The 19,506-nt window shown below is 37.7% G+C and carries 16 protein-coding genes; 12 read left to right on the top strand and 4 right to left on the bottom strand.

Annotated features, from left to right (window positions below):
• The first annotated feature begins 62 nt into the window (after positions 1-62).
• The 4 genes from alaS to PFY10_20535 all read left to right on the top strand — a co-directional run bounded on the left by alaS (position 63) and on the right by PFY10_20535 (position 7,007).
• On the top strand, positions 63-2,666 hold the full coding sequence (alaS, locus tag PFY10_20550; GenBank protein ID WBV56576.1) for an alanine--tRNA ligase: 2,604 nt from the start codon (positions 63-65) through the stop codon (positions 2,664-2,666).
• A 197-nt stretch (positions 2,667-2,863) separates the two neighbouring features.
• On the top strand, positions 2,864-5,278 hold the full coding sequence (locus PFY10_20545; protein WBV56575.1) for a hypothetical protein: 2,415 nt from the start codon (positions 2,864-2,866) through the stop codon (positions 5,276-5,278).
• 10 nt (positions 5,279-5,288) lie between these two features.
• Positions 5,289-5,525 carry a hypothetical protein gene (locus tag PFY10_20540; protein WBV56574.1) on the top strand — a complete coding sequence of 79 codons (237 nt, stop codon included), beginning with the start codon at positions 5,289-5,291 and terminating at the stop codon, positions 5,523-5,525.
• A gap of 12 nt (positions 5,526-5,537) precedes the next feature.
• A complete protein-coding gene (locus PFY10_20535; protein WBV56573.1) occupies positions 5,538-7,007 on the top strand; it encodes a M20/M25/M40 family metallo-hydrolase in 1,470 nt (489 codons plus the stop codon).
• A gap of 70 nt (positions 7,008-7,077) precedes the next feature.
• On the opposite strand, the gene folP is transcribed toward PFY10_20535, so the two are convergent.
• Entirely contained in the window at positions 7,078-7,848 is a 771-nt protein-coding gene (gene folP / locus PFY10_20530) for a dihydropteroate synthase (protein ID WBV58968.1), read from the bottom strand.
• Between the two features lie 407 nt (positions 7,849-8,255).
• Here folP and PFY10_20525 point away from each other — a divergent pair, with 407 nt between their 5' ends.
• The 6 genes from PFY10_20525 to tpiA are packed head-to-tail and all read left to right on the top strand — an operon-like array spanning position 8,256 to position 13,680.
• On the top strand, positions 8,256-8,822 hold the full coding sequence (locus tag PFY10_20525; GenBank protein ID WBV56572.1) for a DUF1599 domain-containing protein: 567 nt from the start codon (positions 8,256-8,258) through the stop codon (positions 8,820-8,822).
• 1 nt (position 8,823) lies between these two features.
• Positions 8,824-9,933, top strand: coding sequence for a DoxX family protein (locus PFY10_20520; GenBank protein ID WBV56571.1), 1,110 nt, complete (start codon positions 8,824-8,826; stop codon positions 9,931-9,933).
• A 60-nt stretch (positions 9,934-9,993) separates the two neighbouring features.
• Positions 9,994-10,344: a TerB family tellurite resistance protein gene (locus PFY10_20515; protein WBV56570.1), complete on the top strand. Its 351-nt coding sequence runs from the start codon at positions 9,994-9,996 to the stop codon at positions 10,342-10,344.
• Between the two features lie 27 nt (positions 10,345-10,371).
• The gene (locus PFY10_20510) at positions 10,372-12,498 is read left to right on the top strand and encodes a S9 family peptidase (GenBank protein ID WBV56569.1); all 2,127 of its coding nucleotides are present in this window, start codon (positions 10,372-10,374) and stop codon (positions 12,496-12,498) included.
• 4 nt (positions 12,499-12,502) lie between these two features.
• A complete protein-coding gene (locus tag PFY10_20505) occupies positions 12,503-12,907 on the top strand; it encodes a hypothetical protein (GenBank protein WBV56568.1) in 405 nt (134 codons plus the stop codon).
• Positions 12,908-12,921: 14 nt separating this feature from the next.
• A complete protein-coding gene (tpiA, locus tag PFY10_20500) occupies positions 12,922-13,680 on the top strand; it encodes a triose-phosphate isomerase (protein ID WBV56567.1) in 759 nt (252 codons plus the stop codon).
• 108 nt (positions 13,681-13,788) lie between these two features.
• Here the strand turns inward: tpiA and PFY10_20495 are convergent, their stop codons facing one another.
• The 3 genes from PFY10_20495 to dnaG all read right to left on the bottom strand — a co-directional run bounded on the left by PFY10_20495 (position 13,789) and on the right by dnaG (position 18,291).
• A complete protein-coding gene (locus PFY10_20495) occupies positions 13,789-15,051 on the bottom strand; it encodes an esterase-like activity of phytase family protein (protein ID WBV56566.1) in 1,263 nt (420 codons plus the stop codon).
• Between the two features lie 452 nt (positions 15,052-15,503).
• Positions 15,504-16,190, bottom strand: coding sequence for an ATP-dependent Clp endopeptidase proteolytic subunit ClpP (clpP, locus tag PFY10_20490; GenBank protein ID WBV56565.1), 687 nt, complete (start codon positions 16,188-16,190; stop codon positions 15,504-15,506).
• Positions 16,191-16,308: 118 nt separating this feature from the next.
• A complete protein-coding gene (gene dnaG / locus PFY10_20485; protein WBV56564.1) occupies positions 16,309-18,291 on the bottom strand; it encodes a DNA primase in 1,983 nt (660 codons plus the stop codon).
• A gap of 183 nt (positions 18,292-18,474) precedes the next feature.
• On the opposite strand from dnaG, the gene PFY10_20480 reads away from it, so the two are divergent.
• Positions 18,475-19,044, top strand: coding sequence for a hypothetical protein (locus tag PFY10_20480; GenBank protein WBV56563.1), 570 nt, complete (start codon positions 18,475-18,477; stop codon positions 19,042-19,044).
• Positions 19,045-19,452 (top strand): tRNA (adenosine(37)-N6)-threonylcarbamoyltransferase complex ATPase subunit type 1 TsaE, encoded by a 408-nt coding sequence (tsaE, locus tag PFY10_20475; GenBank protein WBV56562.1) that lies wholly within the window; start codon positions 19,045-19,047, stop codon positions 19,450-19,452.
• The last annotated feature ends 54 nt before the right edge of the window (positions 19,453-19,506 follow it).

The following is a 19,506-nucleotide window of genomic DNA, read 5'->3' as shown; positions in this document are numbered from 1 at the left end:
CTAAATCACCTAAAAACATTAAATTTGCATCTTATCATAAAAAGCAAAGCAATACATTACTTATGACATCACAAGAGATACGTCAAAAATTTTTAGATTATTTTAAAAGTAAAGACCACCTTATCGTTCCTTCTGCACCGATTGTGCTGAAAGACGATCCTACCCTGATGTTTTCCAACTCAGGAATGACGCAGTTTAAAGATTTTTTCTTAGGTTATAAAACACCTACTGCTCCAAGGATTGCCGACACACAAAAGTGTTTAAGGGTTTCCGGAAAACATAATGACCTGGATGATGTAGGTAGAGATACTTACCACCATACGATGTTCGAGATGTTGGGAAATTGGTCTTTTGGTGATTATTTTAAAAAAGATGCTATTGCTTTTGCCTGGGAATTGTTAACCGGAGTATACGGAATTCCGAAAGAAAATTTATACGTAACCATTTTTGAGGGAGATGCATCTGAAAATCTGGAAAGGGACCAGGATGCGTACGACTTCTGGAAGACCCATATTTCTGAAGACAGGATCATTAACGGAAATAAAAAAGATAATTTCTGGGAAATGGGGGAAAGCGGACCTTGCGGACCTTGTTCTGAAATTCATATCGACCTTAGAACTCCTGAAGAAAAAGCAAAAATTTCCGGACTTGAACTGGTGAATAATGATCACCCGCAGGTTGTTGAGGTCTGGAACCTGGTTTTCATGGAATTCAACAGAAAGGCTGATAAAAGCTTGGAAAAACTTCCGCAGCAGCATGTAGACACCGGAATGGGATTTGAGCGTCTTTGTATGGCGTTACAAGGTAAATCTTCGAACTACGACACCGATGTTTTCACTCCGCTTATTGCTAAAGTTGAGGAACTTTCAGGCAAGAAATACACAGGAATTTTAGAAGATGAAAAAGATATTGCCATCCGCGTGGTGGTAGACCATATCAGAGCAGTTTCTTTTGCTATTGCAGACGGACAGCTTCCTTCTAACGGAGGAGCCGGGTATGTGATCAGAAGAATTTTAAGAAGAGCAATTTCTTACTCTTACCGTTTTTTAGGAATGAAAGAACCTTTCCTTTTCGAATTGATTGCTGTTCTTAAAGATCAGATGGGACCATTCTTCCCGGAGCTGGAAAAACAGGGGAATCTTGTTACAGAGGTTATCAAAAGCGAAGAAGAATCATTTTTAAAAACTATTGAAAGCGGTCTTGTACGCGTTGAAAGACTGATTCAACAAACCATTTCGGATGGTTCGAAGGTGCTGCCTTCTGTGGAAGTTTTTGAACTGTATGATACTTATGGTTTCCCGGATGATCTGACAAGAATTATTGCGGAAGAAAAGGGATTGACCATCGATGAGGTGGGTTTCCAGGCAGAAATGGAGAAACAAAAACAGCGTTCTAAGAAAGACTCTGCTTCTAAAGTATATGACTGGGTGGTTCTGGAAGAAAAGCCGGAAACTTTTGTAGGCTATGACCAGCTTGAAGCTGAAACCTATATTACCCGATACAGAAAGGTAGAAAATAAAGACGGGGAATTCTATCAGGTGGTTCTTAGCAACTCTCCTTTCTACCCTGAAGGAGGTGGACAGGTTGGCGATAAAGGAGTCCTGGAAAATGCTGCGGAAAGCTTTGAAGTATTGGAAACGAAAAAGGAAAACGGATTGATCATTTCATTGATCAATGGTCTTCCAAAAGATGCAGGAGCTGTTTTCTATGCTAAAGTAAATGCTACGGAAAGGAAGAATTCTCAGGCCAATCACTCGGTTACCCACCTTCTGCATGAAGCACTAAGAGAAGTTCTGGGAACTCATGTGGAGCAAAAAGGTTCTTATGTAGGACCTGATTATTTGCGTTTCGACTTCTCTCATTTCAATAAGATGACGGAAGAAGAACTTGCTTTGATCGAAGAAAAGGTAAACCAAAAGATCAAAGACAGCATTGCTCTGCAGGAATTCAGAAACATTCCGATCCAGGAGGCTATAGACAAAGGAGCTATGGCTTTGTTTGGTGAAAAATACGGAGATAATGTAAGAATGATCCAGTTTGGAAGTTCAAAGGAATTATGTGGAGGAACCCATGTTAAGAACACCAGCGAAATCGGTCATTTTAAAATCACTTCGGAAAACTCTGCTGCTGCAGGGATCAGAAGAATTGAAGCAATTTCAGGAGATAAATCTGCCGAATACTTCAAAAATATAGAACAGCAGATCACCGAGCTTTCTCAGCTGCTGAAATCAAAAGATGTGGTACGATCTATTGAAAAGCTGATTGAAGAAAATGCCTCATTGAAATCTGAGGTGGAAGCATTGAAGAAGGAGAAAGCAAAAGGAGAAATCGGCGACTGGAAGAATGCTTATGAGCAAAAAGGAGATAAGCAACTATTGGTTAAGAAGACCTCATTGGATGCAGGCTCTGTAAAAGACATTGTCTTCCAGCTAAAAAAAGAAATCCCAACATCGATAACCATTGTACTTTCCAATGCTGATGACAAACCGATGATCACCGTAGGAGTTTCTGACGATCTGGCTTCTAGCTATCAGGCTGGAGCTATTGTAAAGGAACTGGCAAAAGAGATCCAAGGTGGTGGTGGTGGAAACCCGGGCTTTGCTACTGCGGGTGGAAAAAACCTCGCCGGTTTAGAAAATGCTTATCAGAAAGCCTTAAATATTTAAATAACAATATTTTAACAATAACAATAAAAACTTCCAAAATTTTTGGAAGTTTTTATTTTGCCTTGATCCATATAAGCTAATTTACTTGCATTTCTATTAAAACAACCAAGCAACAACAGATTGAAAATTATATCAATAACGCTTATAAAAGTTTTTCATGATAAGAAATATCACTAATTTTGATTCACATTTATTTCATGAAAAGGGTTTTATTTATTATATTTTTCTGGACTTGTATTTTTGGTTATTCGCAATCAAAAATCAAAGTCATCGATGAGATAGACAAAACCCCTGTCCTCAATGCTAAAATCTTCTGTAATGATAAACTCCTTGGACAAACAGACTCCCGGGGAATTTTTGAATTCAAAACCAAATGCAACAGCATAGAAATCCGGGCAGATTATTATCAGAATGAAATTGCGTTGGTAGAAGAAAATATGGAGGTATCGCTCCTTAAAACTTCCTCAAAAACCACTGCTATTGAAACCGTCATCCTGCAGGATAAAAGTGATCCGAGAGCCCTGGAGATTCTGAATAAGGTTAATAAATATTTTAAAGAAAACTCTCCCAAAAGTCTGAGCTCATACACATATAAATCGTATGAAAAAGTATCTTTAGATATTGACGAAGATAGTATAACTCAGTTTAATCAGTTTTTTAACGATACTAATTTCTTCAAAAAGAAAAGGGAGAAGGATTCTTTAAACAATATTTCCGCTAAAAAGATCTTTTCAAAAAGCAAACTTTTTCTTTGGGAAAGAGCTCAGGAGTTTTTGTATTCAAAAAAATATGGAGAAAAGATCAATATTTTAGATAACAGGATTTCGGGTCTTAAACAACCTATTTATGAAATGATTGCCCTGCAGCAAAGTAACAGGGACCGAATTCCGAATCAGGTTAAACAGGAAAACAGAGGTTTATACCGTTATTTTCTTACCGATACCCTAGAGCTGGACGGACGGAAAAACTTTGTGATCCGTTTCCGTGAAGTGAATTATAAAAAGTCCGATAAAAAAAGAAAGTTCAACGGAACGATCTATATAGATACCGAGACCTATGGTATTAAAAAGATCGAAAACATCAGTAAAAATAAAAACGACGGAATTATTACCAGCACCTGGGTGTTTTATAATAACAAATGGTTCCTTGCTCATGAAAAGGTAAAACTACGGATGAGTAAAATGGCCGTAAAGGACGACAGTAAAGACCATTCTGAAGATACCGCTGAAAAAAAAGAGAGAAACAGTTTTGGAACCTACGCTTTCCTTACCTCAAGGTATTTTGATTTCAAGTCCCCTATTGAAGAAAACGCCAAAGATTTTAAAGGGTATACCTTTTCTGTAAAAAATGCGGACGGGACATCTCTTGACCAGTACAGAACGGATCCGCTAACGGAAAGGGAAAGAAATACCTATACAACTATAGACAGCCTTGGAAAGATCTACAATATTGATAATAAAGCTAAAATACTGACAGGGCTTATCAATGGGCAGATCAGGGTTGGTATCGTTGACTTTGCGGTAGATGAAATTGTGAACTACAACCTCTATGAGGGATTCAGGCTTGGCTTAAAAGCTAAACTGAATGAAACTTTTAATCCTTATTTTTCTCCGGATTATTATTTCGCCTATGGGTTCAAAGATGATAAATGGAAGTACGGAATCGGCCTGGACATGAAAACAACCCTGGAAAAGAATTCGTTTTTCAGAATAGAATATTATAATGATGTAACTGCATCTGGGGAATTTTACAGAAGACTCTGGAACTTTAAGATGAGAATGATGAACTATGGAAATAACCTTAATAATGACAGGTATTACCATTTCCGCGGGGCTTCTTTGTCTTATCTTAATGATATCACCAACGGACTTACCCTGGTTTTTGCGGCAAGGAGAAATTTTGAGCAGGCTATGTTTGATTACCAGTTCCGAAACAGTGGTCCTTCGTTTGAAAACTTCAATACATTGTTTACTTTGAAGTTCTCACCTAATTCCACCAATATTATGACCCCACAGGGCAAGTCTCTTATTGATCAGAAGTACCCTGAACTTTATTTCAATTATGAACAGAGCTACAAAGTATTGGGTGGTGATTTTAATTATACCCGTTTTGATGCACTTTTTGTTCATAATTTTAAAACGGTTTTAGGAACTACCGGTGTAAGGCTCTATGGAGGAATCGTTCTGGGTGAAGCTCCGATCTGGAAAAATTTCACGATGAACGGACTGGCTTCTCCGGGAAGAGATATTAATTTTAACCTTACCTCCTACCTTGGATTTGCAACATTAGAGGGAGGAAAGTATTATAATGATAAATTTATTGCCTATTATTTCACCCATAAGCTTCCGCTATACCTGAAGAGTATCGGACAAAATGTATCAAGTTTTGATTTTGTTCTTAGAGGAACCATTGGAGATATGAAACATCCGGAATATCATGATTTCAAATTCAGAAAGCTGGATCACCTGTATCAGGAAGTAGGTGTGGAATGGAATAACTTCCTTTCAAGTTATTTTAATCTTGGCGTATTTTATAGAGTAGGATATTATACCACCTCTAATTTTAAGCAAAATTTTGCCATACAGTTTAAATTAAAATTATTGGAATTTTAACAATCAGAACATGAAAAAAATAGAAATAAAAGCGGACGATTTTTTTGACCTTTTACGGTTAAAGGACGTTTCCATGTGGGAAATATTCCTGCAGATGATTGATGGTGAAGAGAAGGAAATTATTTTCATCGATCGCGAAGAAAAGATTCTCTTCAATTATATTTTACCTGCTGACAAAGAAAAACTGGAAGAAGACCGGAAAGAGTTTTCCAAACAGTTCTCGGAAAAGCTGTCCTATCTTAATTAATTTGTTCACCCTATGAATAAAAATTATTTTCTATCAATTATCGGCGTATTTGCTATCTTTTTAGCCCATGCCCAAAGCTATAAAAAGCCTTTAGTATCTGCAATCAAAGAATCAGATCTTAAAAAAGATATGTATGAAATGGCTGCTGATCAGTTCTGGGGGCGTGAAGCAGGAACGTTAAATGAGTTAAAAGTCTCGATGTGGCTGGCAGATAAGGCGAAAGAGTCCGGGATGTCTCCGGCAGGAGAAAACGGCACTTTTTTTCAGTATTTTGATATGTACAGGCATCAGGTAATTCCGCAAAGCAGCGTAAAACTGGGTGAAAATACATTAAGATTATGGAAAGATTTTCTTGTTGCAGAACCTGTAAATGCTCATCTGGAAACTGATGTTGTGTACGCCGGAAATACCGAACCTGAGGATTTATCTAAATTGAATCTTAAAGGAAAAGTACTGGCCGTAAACGCTTCCGATAAAAATATTGAAAAGGAAATGACCCTTTTTGTAAGAAGATATCCCGGATTTGTAAGAACAAAATACTATAATACGGCACTAAATCTTGGCGCTAAAGCCATTATTTTCATCACAGATGATACTTCTGAAAAAAGTTGGGTAGAAGTTCTTCCGCAAATGACAAGAGGATCGTATGGTGTAGAAGGATTAAGAGAAAGCATTACAAACAATATCCCTGTTTTGTGGATCAAAAGAGAAAATGCCGGCTGGGTAAAAAACAACCCTAAAGTGTCTATCAACCTGATCACAGAAACCTATAAGTACCCATCTGTAAATGTTATTGGAAAAATTGAAGGAACAGATCCCAGGTTAAAAAATGAATATGTTCTGATCAGCGGACATCAGGATCATGACGGGATAAGACATCCGGTTAAAAATGATACCATTTACAACGGTGCAGATGATAACGCGAGTACCTGTGTAGCTATGCTTGCTATGGCAAGAGCTTACAAAAAACAACCCGGAAAAAGAAGTATTCTTTTTGTTTTTCATGGTGCCGAAGAAAGAGGACTTTTGGGGTCAAGATGGCATGCAGCCCATCCTGTAGTTCCTAAAGAACAGATCGTTGCAGTATTGAATGGCGATATGATCGGCAGAAACAGCAATGAAGAAGCAGCTCTGTTAGGAGGAAATGCTCCGCATAAAAATTCTGAAGAACTGGTAAAAATGGCTGAAGAAGCCAATAACGAAAGTACGAAATTCAGATACCTTAAAGACTGGGATTCTCCTAATCATGCTGAATATTTTTACTTCAGAAGTGATCATTTACCGTACGCAAAACTAGGAATCCCTGCTATATTTTTCACCAGTGTTTTACATGAGCAGTACCATACTCCACAGGATGAGTCTGAGAACATCAATTATAAAAAGTTATACAAAATGACGGAATGGATGTACAGAACTTCATGGAAAGTAACTAATGAAAGTGATCGTCCGAAAGTGATCCCGAACTTTACATTAGAGAGATAAAATATGATTGGTTTACCATTTAAAACTATGCGTTGATTCTTTTTAGCGCATAGTTTTTTTAGCCCATTTATCATTTTTCTTGCAAAAAGACCTCCACTGTTTTTTTAGCTTCGACAACATCGTGCACCCTGAGAATTTTTGCCCCTTGTTTTAAAACTTTCATGTGAAGTTTTTGGGTTTCTTCATTAATGTCCAATGGGGTTTTACCGAGAGGTCTGTAAATAAAAGATTTTCTGGAAATACCAATCAACAGAGGAAATCGTCCAAATTCCAGATACTCCACTTCTCCTATTAATTTCATCTGATCTTCCACCGTTTTTCCAAAACCAAAACCGGGATCCAGAATAATATCCCTCACTCCTTTCTGTAAAAGCTCATGGGTCTTTTCACTAAAATACCGGTTCACCTCTAATGTAATATCCTCAAATTTTGTTTTGTCATGCATCCTCTCATAGGAAGGATTTATATGCATCAGAATATAAGGAAGTCCTGTTGCTGAAACAATATCGAACATATTATCATCAAATTGTCCTCCTGAAATATCGTTGATGAGGTCAATTCCTTCATCAAAACCAAACTTCACCGTTTCCGAATAGAAGGTATCCAATGAGATCAATGCCTCAGGGAATTCTTTTTTGATCTGAGAAATCAGCTTTCCGATCCTTAGAATCTCTTCTTTGCTCGTGAGAAATTCAGCGTGAGGACGCGTAGACTGGGGTCCGATATCAATGATTTCCGCTCCTTCTTTCAGTAATTTCTCCGTGTGCTCCAGTGCGGTCTTTTCATCGTTAAACTTCCCTCCATCAGAGAAAGAATCCGGTGTAAGATTTAAAATTCCCATAATTTTTGGAATCGTTAAATCTACTATTCTGCCATTGCAGTTGATAGAGTGAAAAGGTTTCTGAGTTGGAGGTTTGGAGAGCATGAGAGTTTGAGGGTTTGTGAGTGTGAGTGATAAAGGTTATGATGTACTGGTGAATTTTAATAATGCAAAGCTAAGGAGTAAATGTAATATGAGCAAGGTTATTTGATAAGCAATGGGCACCAGATCATAAGCAATTTGACAATGTATTCTCCACTTAGTATTTACAATCTTTTCATCCCCAACTCTCATACTCTTCAACCCCACCACCCTCTTACGCTCAAACCCTCAAACCCTCAAACCTAAAAGCATTTCTGCTCAAAATCACACTCCAATTCCCACAACCTAATACGTATTTTTGTATATTTGGGCTATTAAGAGAATTTATGTTAAAAACTTCAGTACAGTTCGGGAAAGTTATCAATCAATGTCGTGATCTTTTCAGTAAAAAATTACAGGATTACGGCGCAGCATGGAGGGTTCTAAGACCAAGTTCAATTACAGATCAGATCTATATTAAAGTGAACAGAATCCGGACCCTGCAAATGACGGATAAAAAAATGGTTGAAGAAAGTGAAGAAGACGAATTTATTGCGATCGTCAACTATTCGATCATCGGACTTATTCAGCTTGAAAAAGGTCTTTCCAACGATTTCAATGAAAATAATGATGAGATTTTAAGCCTTTATGACAAATATGCATCTGAAGCTCAGGCTCTGATGGAAAGAAAAAATCATGATTATGGCGAAGCATGGAGAGATATGAGAATTTCTTCCATAACAGATCTTATTTACCAGAAGGTCCTGAGAACAAAACAGATCGAGGATAACCAGGGAAAAACGATCGTTTCCGAAGGCCTGGATGCCAACTATTTTGATATGCTGAATTATGCTGTTTTCTGTCTGATCAAATTCTCTGAAAAAGAAAACAATTTCGAACCTAAAACTATTTAAAATGATCAAAGGTGTACTTCGTTTTATTATTGCAGTTATTTTTATCCTTTCCGGGTTTGTAAAAGCTGTGGATCTGGTGGGTTTTTCCTTTAAAATGGAAGAATACTTTTCCCCCGCAGTTTTCAACATGCCATTTTTCGAAAAATTTGCTTTGCTGTTTTCAGTTATTGTGGTGGTACTGGAGCTTTTCCTTGGATTTATGCTTTTAATAAAATTAAGACTGAAATTCACCTTATCCATGCTCATTGCCCTTTGTGTTTTCTTTGGGTTCCTTACTTTTTATTCAGCTTATTTCAATGTTGTAACCGATTGTGGATGCTTTGGAGATGCAATAAAATTTACGCCATGGCAGAGTTTCTTTAAAGACGTTGTTCTGCTGATCGGACTGATTATTTTATTTGTTCTGTACAGAAAAGAATTCGCCCGGAAAGACGAATACAGCAGCACAACGAAAACACCTACGGCCAAGTATAAATATTTCCTTGTGGGAGCTTTTGGTCTTGTCATGGTGTACATAATGGCACAGGGAATTATGCACGAGCCTCTTATCGATTTCCGCGATTATAAAATCGGTACGGATATTAAAGCAGAAAAAGATAAAATCAGTAAAAACCCGTCGGAATATAAAACCTTCTACTCCCTTAAAAATCAAAAAACCGGGGAGGTTTTAAAGGTAAATCAGGATGATTACATCAAAGAAACAAAATATTGGGCTGACGGTTCTCCATGGAAGATTGAAGAAGGAAAAAACGAATCTGTCATCGTAAAAGAAGGCTACAAGTCTGAGATTGTAAAATTTAAAATTGAAGATCCTACCGGGCTTGAGGTTACTGATGAGATTATTAAAGCTCCAAAGGCTGTTTTGGTATTTTCTTATCACCCTAAAGAGCTTTCTCAGGAATTGCTCCAGAAAGTTGAAGCTAAGGTAAATGCCCAGAAAGGTGCAGTTATCTATGGTGTCTCTACGGATCCGAACACATTTAAAACCATTAAAAATGCAATGATGGATGGAACTGCCATTAAAACCATTGCCAGAAGCAACCCGTTTGTCCTGATATTACAGAACGGAAAAATTGTAGACAAACAGCCTGCAAAAGATTATATTAAATAATAACGTATACATAATAGGAGTCAATTGACCCACTTTAAACACTAAACTTTTAATCAACTCATGCAAAAGTCAAATAAGCCAATCGCCGGTTACCATTTATTAATGATTCTTTCTTCCGTAGACGGAGAATTTGCCCCTGAAGAAGGAATGCTTGTACAGCAATATTTAGCTGATGAATTTCCGTTCAAAATGAATTTGGATAATGAACTGGAAACCATCGCCCTGCTTCAGCCTGAAGAATGGAAAGATCATTTTGAATTTCATGCCCGTTGTTTTTATGATGACTCTACGGAAGAAGAGCGCGTAAAATTTGCAGAATTTGCCAAAACACTTATAAAAGCTGATAACAAAGTAACGGATGAAGAACATACCTTCTATAAGCTTTTAAAGAATATGTGGCATCTGAACTAGACACCTGCCCAAAAAACCAATATGAGTATGAAAAAATTATATCTAGGACTATTAATCATGAGTGCTTCTACCCTTCAATCTCAAAAATTCCCTGATCTTAAGGCTCCTGTTGCAGAGAAACAGGACCACATCAGAACGATACACGGTGATAAGGTAAATGATCCGTATTACTGGATGATCGATTACTTCAAAAAAGGAAAAGACTCCACAAAAGTTGTTGATTACCTGAAGGCGGAAAATTCCTATTGGGAAGGAATGATGAAGGATACGGAACCTTTCAGGGAAAAACTTTTCCAGGAAATGAAATCCAGGATCAAAGAAAAAGATGAATCGGTTCCCTCGTTCAAAAACGGATATTACTATTATACACGGACTGAAACGGGAAAACAGTATTTTAAATATTGCAGAAAGAAAGGTAGTCTTGAGGCACCTGAAGAAATACTCCTGGATGTGGACCAGCTTGCTGAAGGACACCCTTATTATTCAGCGGCAGGATTCAACATAAGCCCGGATAATACAAAACTGGTGTATGGTGTGGATGATGTTTCGAGACGGCAGTATAAATTGTTTTTAAAGGACCTTTCTACAGGAAAAACAACCGATCTGGGCATTAAAAATACCGAAGGTGAAGCAATATGGGCTAATGATAATAAAACCATTTATTATACTGAGAATAATCCCGTAACACTTTTGTCTGAAAAAATCAAAAGGCATACACTCGGAACAGATCCTGGTAAAGATGTGGTGGTTTATGAAGAAAAGGATAAGTCCAATTACATCGGGGTAGGAAAATCTAAAAATGATAAATTCATTATGATTTATTCTGCTGCCACTACTTCTTCTGAGACAAGATACCTGAATGCAGATGATCCTAATGGTACATTTAAAGTATTTCAGCCACGTATGAAGGATGTTTTATACGATGTAACACCATTAGAGGATAAATTCCTGATCACCACGAACAAAGATGCCCTTAATTTTAAAGTCGTAGAAACTCCCTTAACCAAAACAGGAGTTGAAAACTGGAAAGATTTCATTCCCCACAGAAAAGATGTTTTAATGCAGGGCATTACGGAATTTAAAAATTACCTGGTTTTTAGCGAAAGGCAAAATGGGCTTTCCCAGTTGGTCATTTATGACAGGAAAACCGGGAAAAAAGAGTTTGTAAAATTCGATGAACCTACTTATACCGTTTCTCCGGCAGGAAACCCGGAATACAATACGGACAATTTCCGTTTCGGATACACGTCTATGATTACGCCGCTTTCCCAGTTTGAACAAGATCTGAAAACAGGGAAAAGAACTCTTTTAAAGCAGCAGGAGGTCTTAGGAGGCTACAATAAGGATAATTATGTAACAGAAAGACTTTTCGCTACCGCTAAAGACGGCACAAAAATACCTCTTTCTGTTGTGTACAAAAAAGGATTAACAAAGGACGGAAAAAATCCGCTGTTGCTTTATGCCTATGGTTCTTACGGAAATTCATCCAATGCCTCTTTCAGCATTACCCGATTAAGCCTTTTAGACAGAGGATTTGTCTTTGTGATGGCTCACATCCGTGGAGGTCAGGAGATGGGACGGCAGTGGTATGAAGATGGTAAAATGATGAAAAAGAAGAACACATTTACGGATTTCATCGATGCTGGAGAATATCTTGTAAAGGAAAAATTCACTTCTCCAAAGCATATGTATGCTCAGGGCGGAAGCGCCGGAGGCTTATTAATGGGAGCGATTGCCAATATGAGCCCGAATCTTTGGAATGGAGTTATTGCTCACGTTCCGTTTGTAGATGTGGTGAATACCATGCTTGATGAAAGCATCCCATTAACCACCAATGAATATGATGAATGGGGAAATCCCAATAATAAAGAGGCATATTTCTATATGAAATCCTATTCGCCTTATGAAAATGTAGAAAAGAAAAATTATCCCAATCTTTTGGTAACAACAGGATTGCATGACTCACAGGTACAGTATTTCGAGCCTGCAAAATGGGTGGCAAAATTACGGGATATGAAAACAGATAAAAATGTATTGTTTTTAAAAACTGATATGGCTTATGGTCACGGAGGTGCTTCTGGAAGATTCGACTACCTGAAGGATACTGCTTTGGTGTACGCCTTTATGTTTAAATTAGAAGGAATTAATCAATAATTTTATGAAAAAACTATTTGCCATATCCTTATTTTGTATTGGAATAGGATTAACAGCACAACAAAAAACCTACGATCCAAAGATGGTAGGATGTTATAAGGGTTCTGAACAAAACCAACAGATCGAAGGTTTCTCAAAGTACTGGGTTTCATGCAGGATGGAAAACGGAAAAAGCATGCTTTTATTTGTTGCTATTGATCAGGACGGGAACGTACAACAGGAAACTGAAAATGGCAGCTGGTGGACAGAATCCGGAAAATATTATGAACTTCATAACTATGATAAGGTGATTGATGTGTACAATTATGAAGTACTGGATAATGGTAATGTAAAGTTCCAATCAATTGAATTAATGGGTAAAAAAGATAACACCTATACATTTATAGACACTAAAATAAAAGAAGATTAAATAGTAAAATAATTATGAGAAGAAAGATCGTTGCAGGAAACTGGAAAATGAACAAAAATGTAATTGATGCTCAGCAATTAATGATTCAATTACTTAGTTATAAAAACAATAACCCGACGAATTGTGAGGTTTGGATCGCTCCTCCTTCATTGTATCTGATGATGGCAAAAGACATCTTTGAAAAGGATGAGATCGGAGTTTTTTCCCAGGATATGAGCGAGCATGAAAGCGGAGCCTATACAGGAGAGCTTTCTGCAGATATGCTGGAATCTATTGATGTGACCGGATCACTTATCGGACACTCTGAAAGAAGACAATACCACGGTGAAACAGATTCACATTGCAACAGAAAGGTTAAGTTAGCACTTGATAAAGGTTTAATTCCTGTATACTGCAATGGGGAAACACTTGAACAGAGAAAAGCAGGCCAGCACTTTGAAGTGGTAAAAAACCAGACTGAAGTGGCTTTATTTACCCTTTCCGCAGAGGAAATCAAAAAAGTAGTAATTGCTTACGAACCCGTTTGGGCAATCGGAACCGGTGAAACGGCTACACCTGAGCAAGCTCAGGAAATCCATGCACATATCAGAAGTATCATTGCTGCAAAGTATGGGCAAGAAGTTGCAGATGAAGTTTCGATCCTTTACGGAGGTTCAGTGAAGCCGGATAATGCTAAAGAGATTTTTTCCCAACCGGATATCGATGGTGGACTGATTGGCGGAGCTGCTTTAAAACTGGAGGATTTCTCTAAAATTATTGAGGCCTTTAATTAGTTAGATTTTAGATATTAGAGGTTAGAGGTTAGATGCTCTACTGAATCAATATCATAAAAATAAAAAGCGGCGGAATTTTATTCCGCCGCTTTTCTTTTAAAAATATGATTACTGAATATCGACTACATACATTGTTCCTTTATCTACTTTTCCTGTCTTAGGAAGAATCTTCGCTTTCGGGTTTCCGTTTCCATCATCGGTAACGCCAAAATCATCGTCATTGAAAACAGCCAGTTTATTTCCTCCCAGATAAACAATTCCTTCGAATTTGTCGTGTTCATATCCCAATTTAGCAACCAGATCTACAGCTAAAGTCTTGGAAACCGGCTTTAGCCCGGCAGCATCAATCTCAGCCCATGTGGATTGTTCCAAAGCTTTATCATTAATCTTTAACCCATCAACAGCCGCCAGATCGGGACCGGTAACATCTGATGCGCCGGAAAGATTAATTCTGTACACTTTCTTCAGTCCTCCCTGAGAACCGAATTTTCCGTCCCTTTCAATAACTAAAAACTCAGTATTACTGATCGCCGTTATATCACAAACGGAATCGGATGCTCCTCCATCCTGCTTATACAAATATTGTTTTGTCTGCCCGGTTGCAAGGTCAAACGTTACAATCCTTGTTAAAGTGGTATTGGTAGCGAGAGCTTTGGTAGGAACATACATGGTCGACTGCATTGTACCCACCAGCATCTTTCCGTCAGGAGTCATACACATTCCTTCCATTCCCCGGTTAGGTCTTCTTTTTGCGAAAACGGCAGGCAATTTCCTGTTTCCTGTATTCACTCCAATAGGACTGATCCTTTCCATCTCCACCCCATCCGCATTATAATGAACGATGTGAGGTCCATATTCATCAGACACCCAAAACGTGCCGTCAGCAGCAGCTACAATACTCTCACTGTCCAATCCGTAATTATCAGTCCCCAATACATTTCCATTGACACCATAAGCAATTTCACCCGTACTTCCCATTCCCTGAGGGTTTGGAAGTCCTGTAATAGGTTGTCCCGAAGGATTTTTAAGCTTGATATACTTCAGTACTTCGATATTTCCATCAGCATTGATCTTAAAATGCATGATCGTGGGTGTATAGTTGGGAATGAGGAATTTAATTCCATTCTGATAAGCGGTATTGGGACCACGGTCCGTGATCACATAAAATTCTCCTTTACGGGTAGGATGGGCTGTTGCTCCGGAACCGAAACCACCATTAATTACAGCGACTCCATTGATCGTAGCAACCGTTGTAAAAGGAAATTCCTGTGGCAGTTTATTATAATTGATGTCCTGGTTATTTACCGTATCATCGTTATTGCATGACCATAAAGTTCCTAGGATAAGAGATGAAAGAAGAAGTTTTTTCATGATTACTTTTTATGGTTGCGAATGTAAACAGCGATTGTGAACTAATGTTGAATTGAATAATAATTGTATTTTAAATATGACTTAATTTCTTTGTCTTGAAACAAAGGTTCAAGATTTAATATTTACTCCACACTCAGACAGTAGAATTTTTTTAACGTTTATAGGATTCATTTTTTTAACGTTTCCGGTTCCCAGGTCGATGTCAAAAAATCAAAGATTTTTTTAAAACTTAAGTGTACTTTCTATACAGCATTCTGGCTCTTAAAAATAGCTAACGTGTTTAAAAACTTTTGTGACTTTTGTGGTTAAAAAAAGACATATAGTATTAGATTCCTTCACCTCATATGCGCTCCGTTCTGAAATCGAAGATCAGACGTAGTTAATGACATAGGATTATTATAAAAAAAGAAAAGCGCACCTATCGGTGCGCTTTCATTAGTATTTAAAGAAACTTATTTTTTCTCTTTGGATCTCTGTAAAACCTCATCTACCATTCCGTAGTTTTTAGCTTCTTCAGAAGTCATCCAGTAATCCCTGTCAGAAGATTTTTCAACCCACTCATAAGTTTGTCCTGAATGCTCTGCAATGATATCGTAAAGCTCCTGCTTTAATTTCAACATCTCTCTCAGGTTGATCTCCATATCAGAAGCAACACCTTGTGCACCTCCTGAAGGCTGGTGGATCATTACCCTTGAATGCTTAAGTGCGGAACGTTTTCCTTTTTCTCCGGCAACTAACAATACGGCTCCCATTGAAGCAGCAATACCTGTACAGATTGTCGCTACATCCGGTTTGATGATCTGCATCGTATCATAGATACCTAAACCTGCATATACGCTACCACCAGGAGAGTTGATATAGATCTGAATATCTTTTGAAGGGTCAGCACTTTCAAGGAATAAAAGCTGTGCTGTTACGATATTAGCTACCTGGTCATCGATTCCGGTTCCAAGGAAAATAATCCTGTCCATCATCAAACGGGAGAAAACGTCCATCTGAGCAACGTTCAATCTTCTTTCCTCCATAATGTAAGGCGTAAGATTCGTTGGACCATACATTCCCATATACTGATCGGTAACCAAACCGCTGTTTCCTAAATGCTTTACAGAGAAATCTCTGAATTCTTTTTTAATGTCCATATTTCTATTGGTATTATTTTAAATTTTTCTGAAGTTTAAATTACAACTTTTATTCCTAAAATTTTATAGGACTTTTTGTCAGAAATGATTGATGCCCCGCCAACAGTTTGTCTTAAAATTATCTTTTGCTGTCTCTATAAATCCCTTTAATGGGTGAGTATTCGATAATATCATTGAGTTTCATTGACGCCTGTTTCAATAAGGTGATCTTTTTGATCAGTTCAAAATATTTTCCTTCATCTTTTCCGCTGTATTGATCCAGCTCTTTAGCCGTTTCTTTGATCAGGTAGTCGATATACCGGTATTTATGCAGCAAGACGTCACCTTTTATCTGCTCTGCCACTTTATCCCCGTAATTGGGAGGATAAATATTCCGGGAAGCCCAGTTTTCAAGCTCATCCAATGGAATTAACGCATCTACTACCTTCGAGGTGATCTGCTCGTCCATAAAAGATACGAAAAAATTCCCGCTTCTCAGTTCATCCTGCTGGATGCCTTCTTTTACCTGATTAATGATGATCTCATTTCCTTTAACCAAAAATTGATATTGCTCTTCCTCAAAATGGTGCAGAATTTCTTCAATGACCGTGATCTGATACTCCTCATTATTAGCGTCCGTTCTTTTTAAAACAACATCTCCAAACATCAGCATATGATCCACAAGCTTACTCTCCATAAACAAGACATCATACAGAAAAGGATCCCCTTTATCCTCATCCGGAGGAACAATATCCATTTTAACGGGAACATTTTCTTTCTGCTGCTGAACATGCTGGTTCTGATTTTGGGTAATCTGCCTCTGGACATCCAGTTCATTAAACAAGCTCTGTTCGGAAAGTCCGAATTTATTGGAAACTTCTTTTAAGTAAACCTCTCTTTTCAAGGCATTCTGAACAAACCCTACGGATTTAACGATGTTCCTGATCGCCTCGGCTTTTTTAATAGGATCACCTCCTGCTTCTTTTAAAAGAATTTCAGCTTTAAAATCAATAAAATCCATCGCCTCATTTTCGATGAATTTTTCCACATAGTCCTGCGGATGTTTTCTGGCAAACGAATCCGGGTCATCTCCTTCAGGAAATAAAAGAACTCGGATATTCATTCCTTCTGTCAGCAACATATCAATACTCCGGAAACTGGCTTTAATTCCGGCATTATCTCCATCAAAGAGAATGGTTACATTTTCCGTAAGTCTTTTGATCAGTTTGATCTGTTCTGTCGTCAGGGAAGTTCCCGAGCTTGCCACCACATTTTCAATTCCGGAAAGATGAAGGGAAATCACGTCCATATATCCTTCCACCAAGAGACAGACGTTTTTCCTGGAAATAGCCTGCTTACTTTGGTTTAATCCATAAAGGACATTCGATTTATGGTAGATCTCCGTTTCCGGGGAATTGAGGTATTTTGCTGTTTTTACATTATTCTTAAGGATCCTGGCACCAAAACCCAATACCCTTCCCGAGAAGCTATGGATCGGAAAGATGACCCTTTCACGAAAACGGTCAATTCCATTCGGTGCATTTTCAGGAAAAATAGAGAGTCCTGATTTCTCAAGAATTTCTTTAGAATATCCTTTCTCTAAAGCATACGCCGTAAAGGCATTTTTCTTTTCAGGAGAATACCCCAGCTGGAATTTTTTTATGATATCATCTTTCAGCTCACGTTCTCTGAAATAAGCCAATCCAATGGATTTTCCTTCTTCAGCCCCCCAAAGGAAATTCTGAAAATAATCATTGGCCACTTCATGAATTTTATATAATAAATCCCTTTCAGACTGGGCATTTTTAGCTTCTTCAGAAAACTCGCGCTGATCTTCTTCAATTTCAATTCCGTATTTTTTGGCAGCATGGCGAAGCGCTTCGGGATAGGTAAAGTTTTCAATTTCCATGAGGAAGGAAATCGCAGTTCCTCCTTTTCCTGTAGAGAAATCCTTCCAGATCTGCTTACTCGGAGAAACGACAAAACTGGGAGATTTTTCTTCGTGGAAGGGACTGAGTCCTTTATAATTAGACCCTGCCCGTTTCAGCTGCACATATTCACCCACAATCTCTTCTACCCGGATCGTGGAGAATATCTTATCAATGGTCTGTTTGGAAATCATGGTGTAAAAGTATAATATTTCTATTGTAAAACAAAAAAATCCCCCTTCGTGAAATTCTTAAAATTGATAAAATTCGTGTTCGATCTAAATAAAATAATTAGGCTAAATTTGACAAATGAAAAATGACACCCGGATGAATGACAGGATGCCTGGTTGAACGCATTCTCAATAAAAGTTTCATGTATGGCTGAAGATTATAAAGCTTTTAATATCTACAAACCTGCCAACGGTTTTATATGGACAAGGGAAAGATTAATTTATATTTTAATAGGTATCCCTTTCCTGACTGTTGCTTTTGTGCTTTATATACTCAAAGTTCCGGAAAAGGAAATTCCGGGCTGGTTCGCATGGATCATAGGAATACCTATGTTTATTGCCTTCATCGGAGGTTTTATTAATGTCTGGTTTCCGGAACAGCTAAAAGGTCGAATGGAAGGAAAACTTATTTTTGAAAAAGAAAAAATTACCGTCGGCAATGAGGTTTTTTTGACGCAAAATCTAAAGTATGTGGAAATAGTACAAAATGATCACAAGGGAAGGTTCATTATCAGGAACGGTGCTGACGGTGCTTTTTCCCAAGGCTGCAATAATTATTTAAAAATCAGACTTTTGGATAATGAGGAAAGGAAAGTTCTGTTTCAGATAAAACAACCAGGAGAACTTTTACAAATATCCAATCAGCTTAACTTTTACATAGAACAGGGTTTAATGACCAAGGAAGCCCGAAACAATATATTAAACTATACATCATAAATGGAATTGAAAATCAATAAAATCGAAGACTGGCAGGCTGTAGTGGAAAAGATCATTCCTCAATTGCAGCATCCTATTCTTTTGCTAAAAGGAAACCTGGGAGCCGGAAAAACAACATTTACACAGTTTTTGCTTAAAAACCTGGGAAGTGAGGATGAAGTAAGCTCCCCGACCTATTCTATTGTGAATGAGTACAGCAGTCCGAAAGGAAAAATTTTTCACTTTGATCTTTACCGTCTGAAAAATATTGACGAAGTGTATGATATCGGTATTGAGGAATATCTGGACAATGCTTATCTATGCATTATCGAATGGCCGGAAGTATATGAAGAAGAGCTGTACGGCCTGGAATATCACTCAATGAGCATTTTAAATACCGGTGAAAGCAGAGAAATCACTTTCGAGTAAATATTATGTATCTTTGCTTATTAAATTTGATTATAAAAACATTTATCTGTAAGA

The organism is Chryseobacterium daecheongense, assembly GCA_027920525.1.
Lineage (GTDB): Bacteria > Bacteroidota > Bacteroidia > Flavobacteriales > Weeksellaceae > Chryseobacterium > Chryseobacterium proteolyticum.
The sequence above is the reverse complement of the archived record's forward strand: the minus strand, read 5'-3'. Positions and strand labels throughout refer to the sequence as shown.

What these genes read in the sequence shown, in the direction of transcription:
- alaS (WBV56576.1), top strand. Translation starts at nt 63, where the DNA reads ATGACATCACAAGAGATACGTCAAAAATTTTTAGATTATTTTAAAAGT.
- PFY10_20545 (WBV56575.1), top strand. Translation starts at nt 2,864, where the DNA reads ATGAAAAGGGTTTTATTTATTATATTTTTCTGGACTTGTATTTTTGGT.
- PFY10_20540 (WBV56574.1), top strand. Translation starts at nt 5,289, where the DNA reads ATGAAAAAAATAGAAATAAAAGCGGACGATTTTTTTGACCTTTTACGG.
- PFY10_20535 (WBV56573.1), top strand. Translation starts at nt 5,538, where the DNA reads ATGAATAAAAATTATTTTCTATCAATTATCGGCGTATTTGCTATCTTT.
- folP (WBV58968.1), bottom strand. Translation starts at nt 7,848, where the DNA reads ATGGGAATTTTAAATCTTACACCGGATTCTTTCTCTGATGGAGGGAAG.
- PFY10_20525 (WBV56572.1), top strand. Translation starts at nt 8,256, where the DNA reads ATGTTAAAAACTTCAGTACAGTTCGGGAAAGTTATCAATCAATGTCGT.
- PFY10_20520 (WBV56571.1), top strand. Translation starts at nt 8,824, where the DNA reads ATGATCAAAGGTGTACTTCGTTTTATTATTGCAGTTATTTTTATCCTT.
- PFY10_20515 (WBV56570.1), top strand. Translation starts at nt 9,994, where the DNA reads ATGCAAAAGTCAAATAAGCCAATCGCCGGTTACCATTTATTAATGATT.
- PFY10_20510 (WBV56569.1), top strand. Translation starts at nt 10,372, where the DNA reads ATGAAAAAATTATATCTAGGACTATTAATCATGAGTGCTTCTACCCTT.
- PFY10_20505 (WBV56568.1), top strand. Translation starts at nt 12,503, where the DNA reads ATGAAAAAACTATTTGCCATATCCTTATTTTGTATTGGAATAGGATTA.
- tpiA (WBV56567.1), top strand. Translation starts at nt 12,922, where the DNA reads ATGAGAAGAAAGATCGTTGCAGGAAACTGGAAAATGAACAAAAATGTA.
- PFY10_20495 (WBV56566.1), bottom strand. Translation starts at nt 15,051, where the DNA reads ATGAAAAAACTTCTTCTTTCATCTCTTATCCTAGGAACTTTATGGTCA.
- clpP (WBV56565.1), bottom strand. Translation starts at nt 16,190, where the DNA reads ATGGACATTAAAAAAGAATTCAGAGATTTCTCTGTAAAGCATTTAGGA.
- dnaG (WBV56564.1), bottom strand. Translation starts at nt 18,291, where the DNA reads ATGATTTCCAAACAGACCATTGATAAGATATTCTCCACGATCCGGGTA.
- PFY10_20480 (WBV56563.1), top strand. Translation starts at nt 18,475, where the DNA reads ATGGCTGAAGATTATAAAGCTTTTAATATCTACAAACCTGCCAACGGT.
- tsaE (WBV56562.1), top strand. Translation starts at nt 19,045, where the DNA reads ATGGAATTGAAAATCAATAAAATCGAAGACTGGCAGGCTGTAGTGGAA.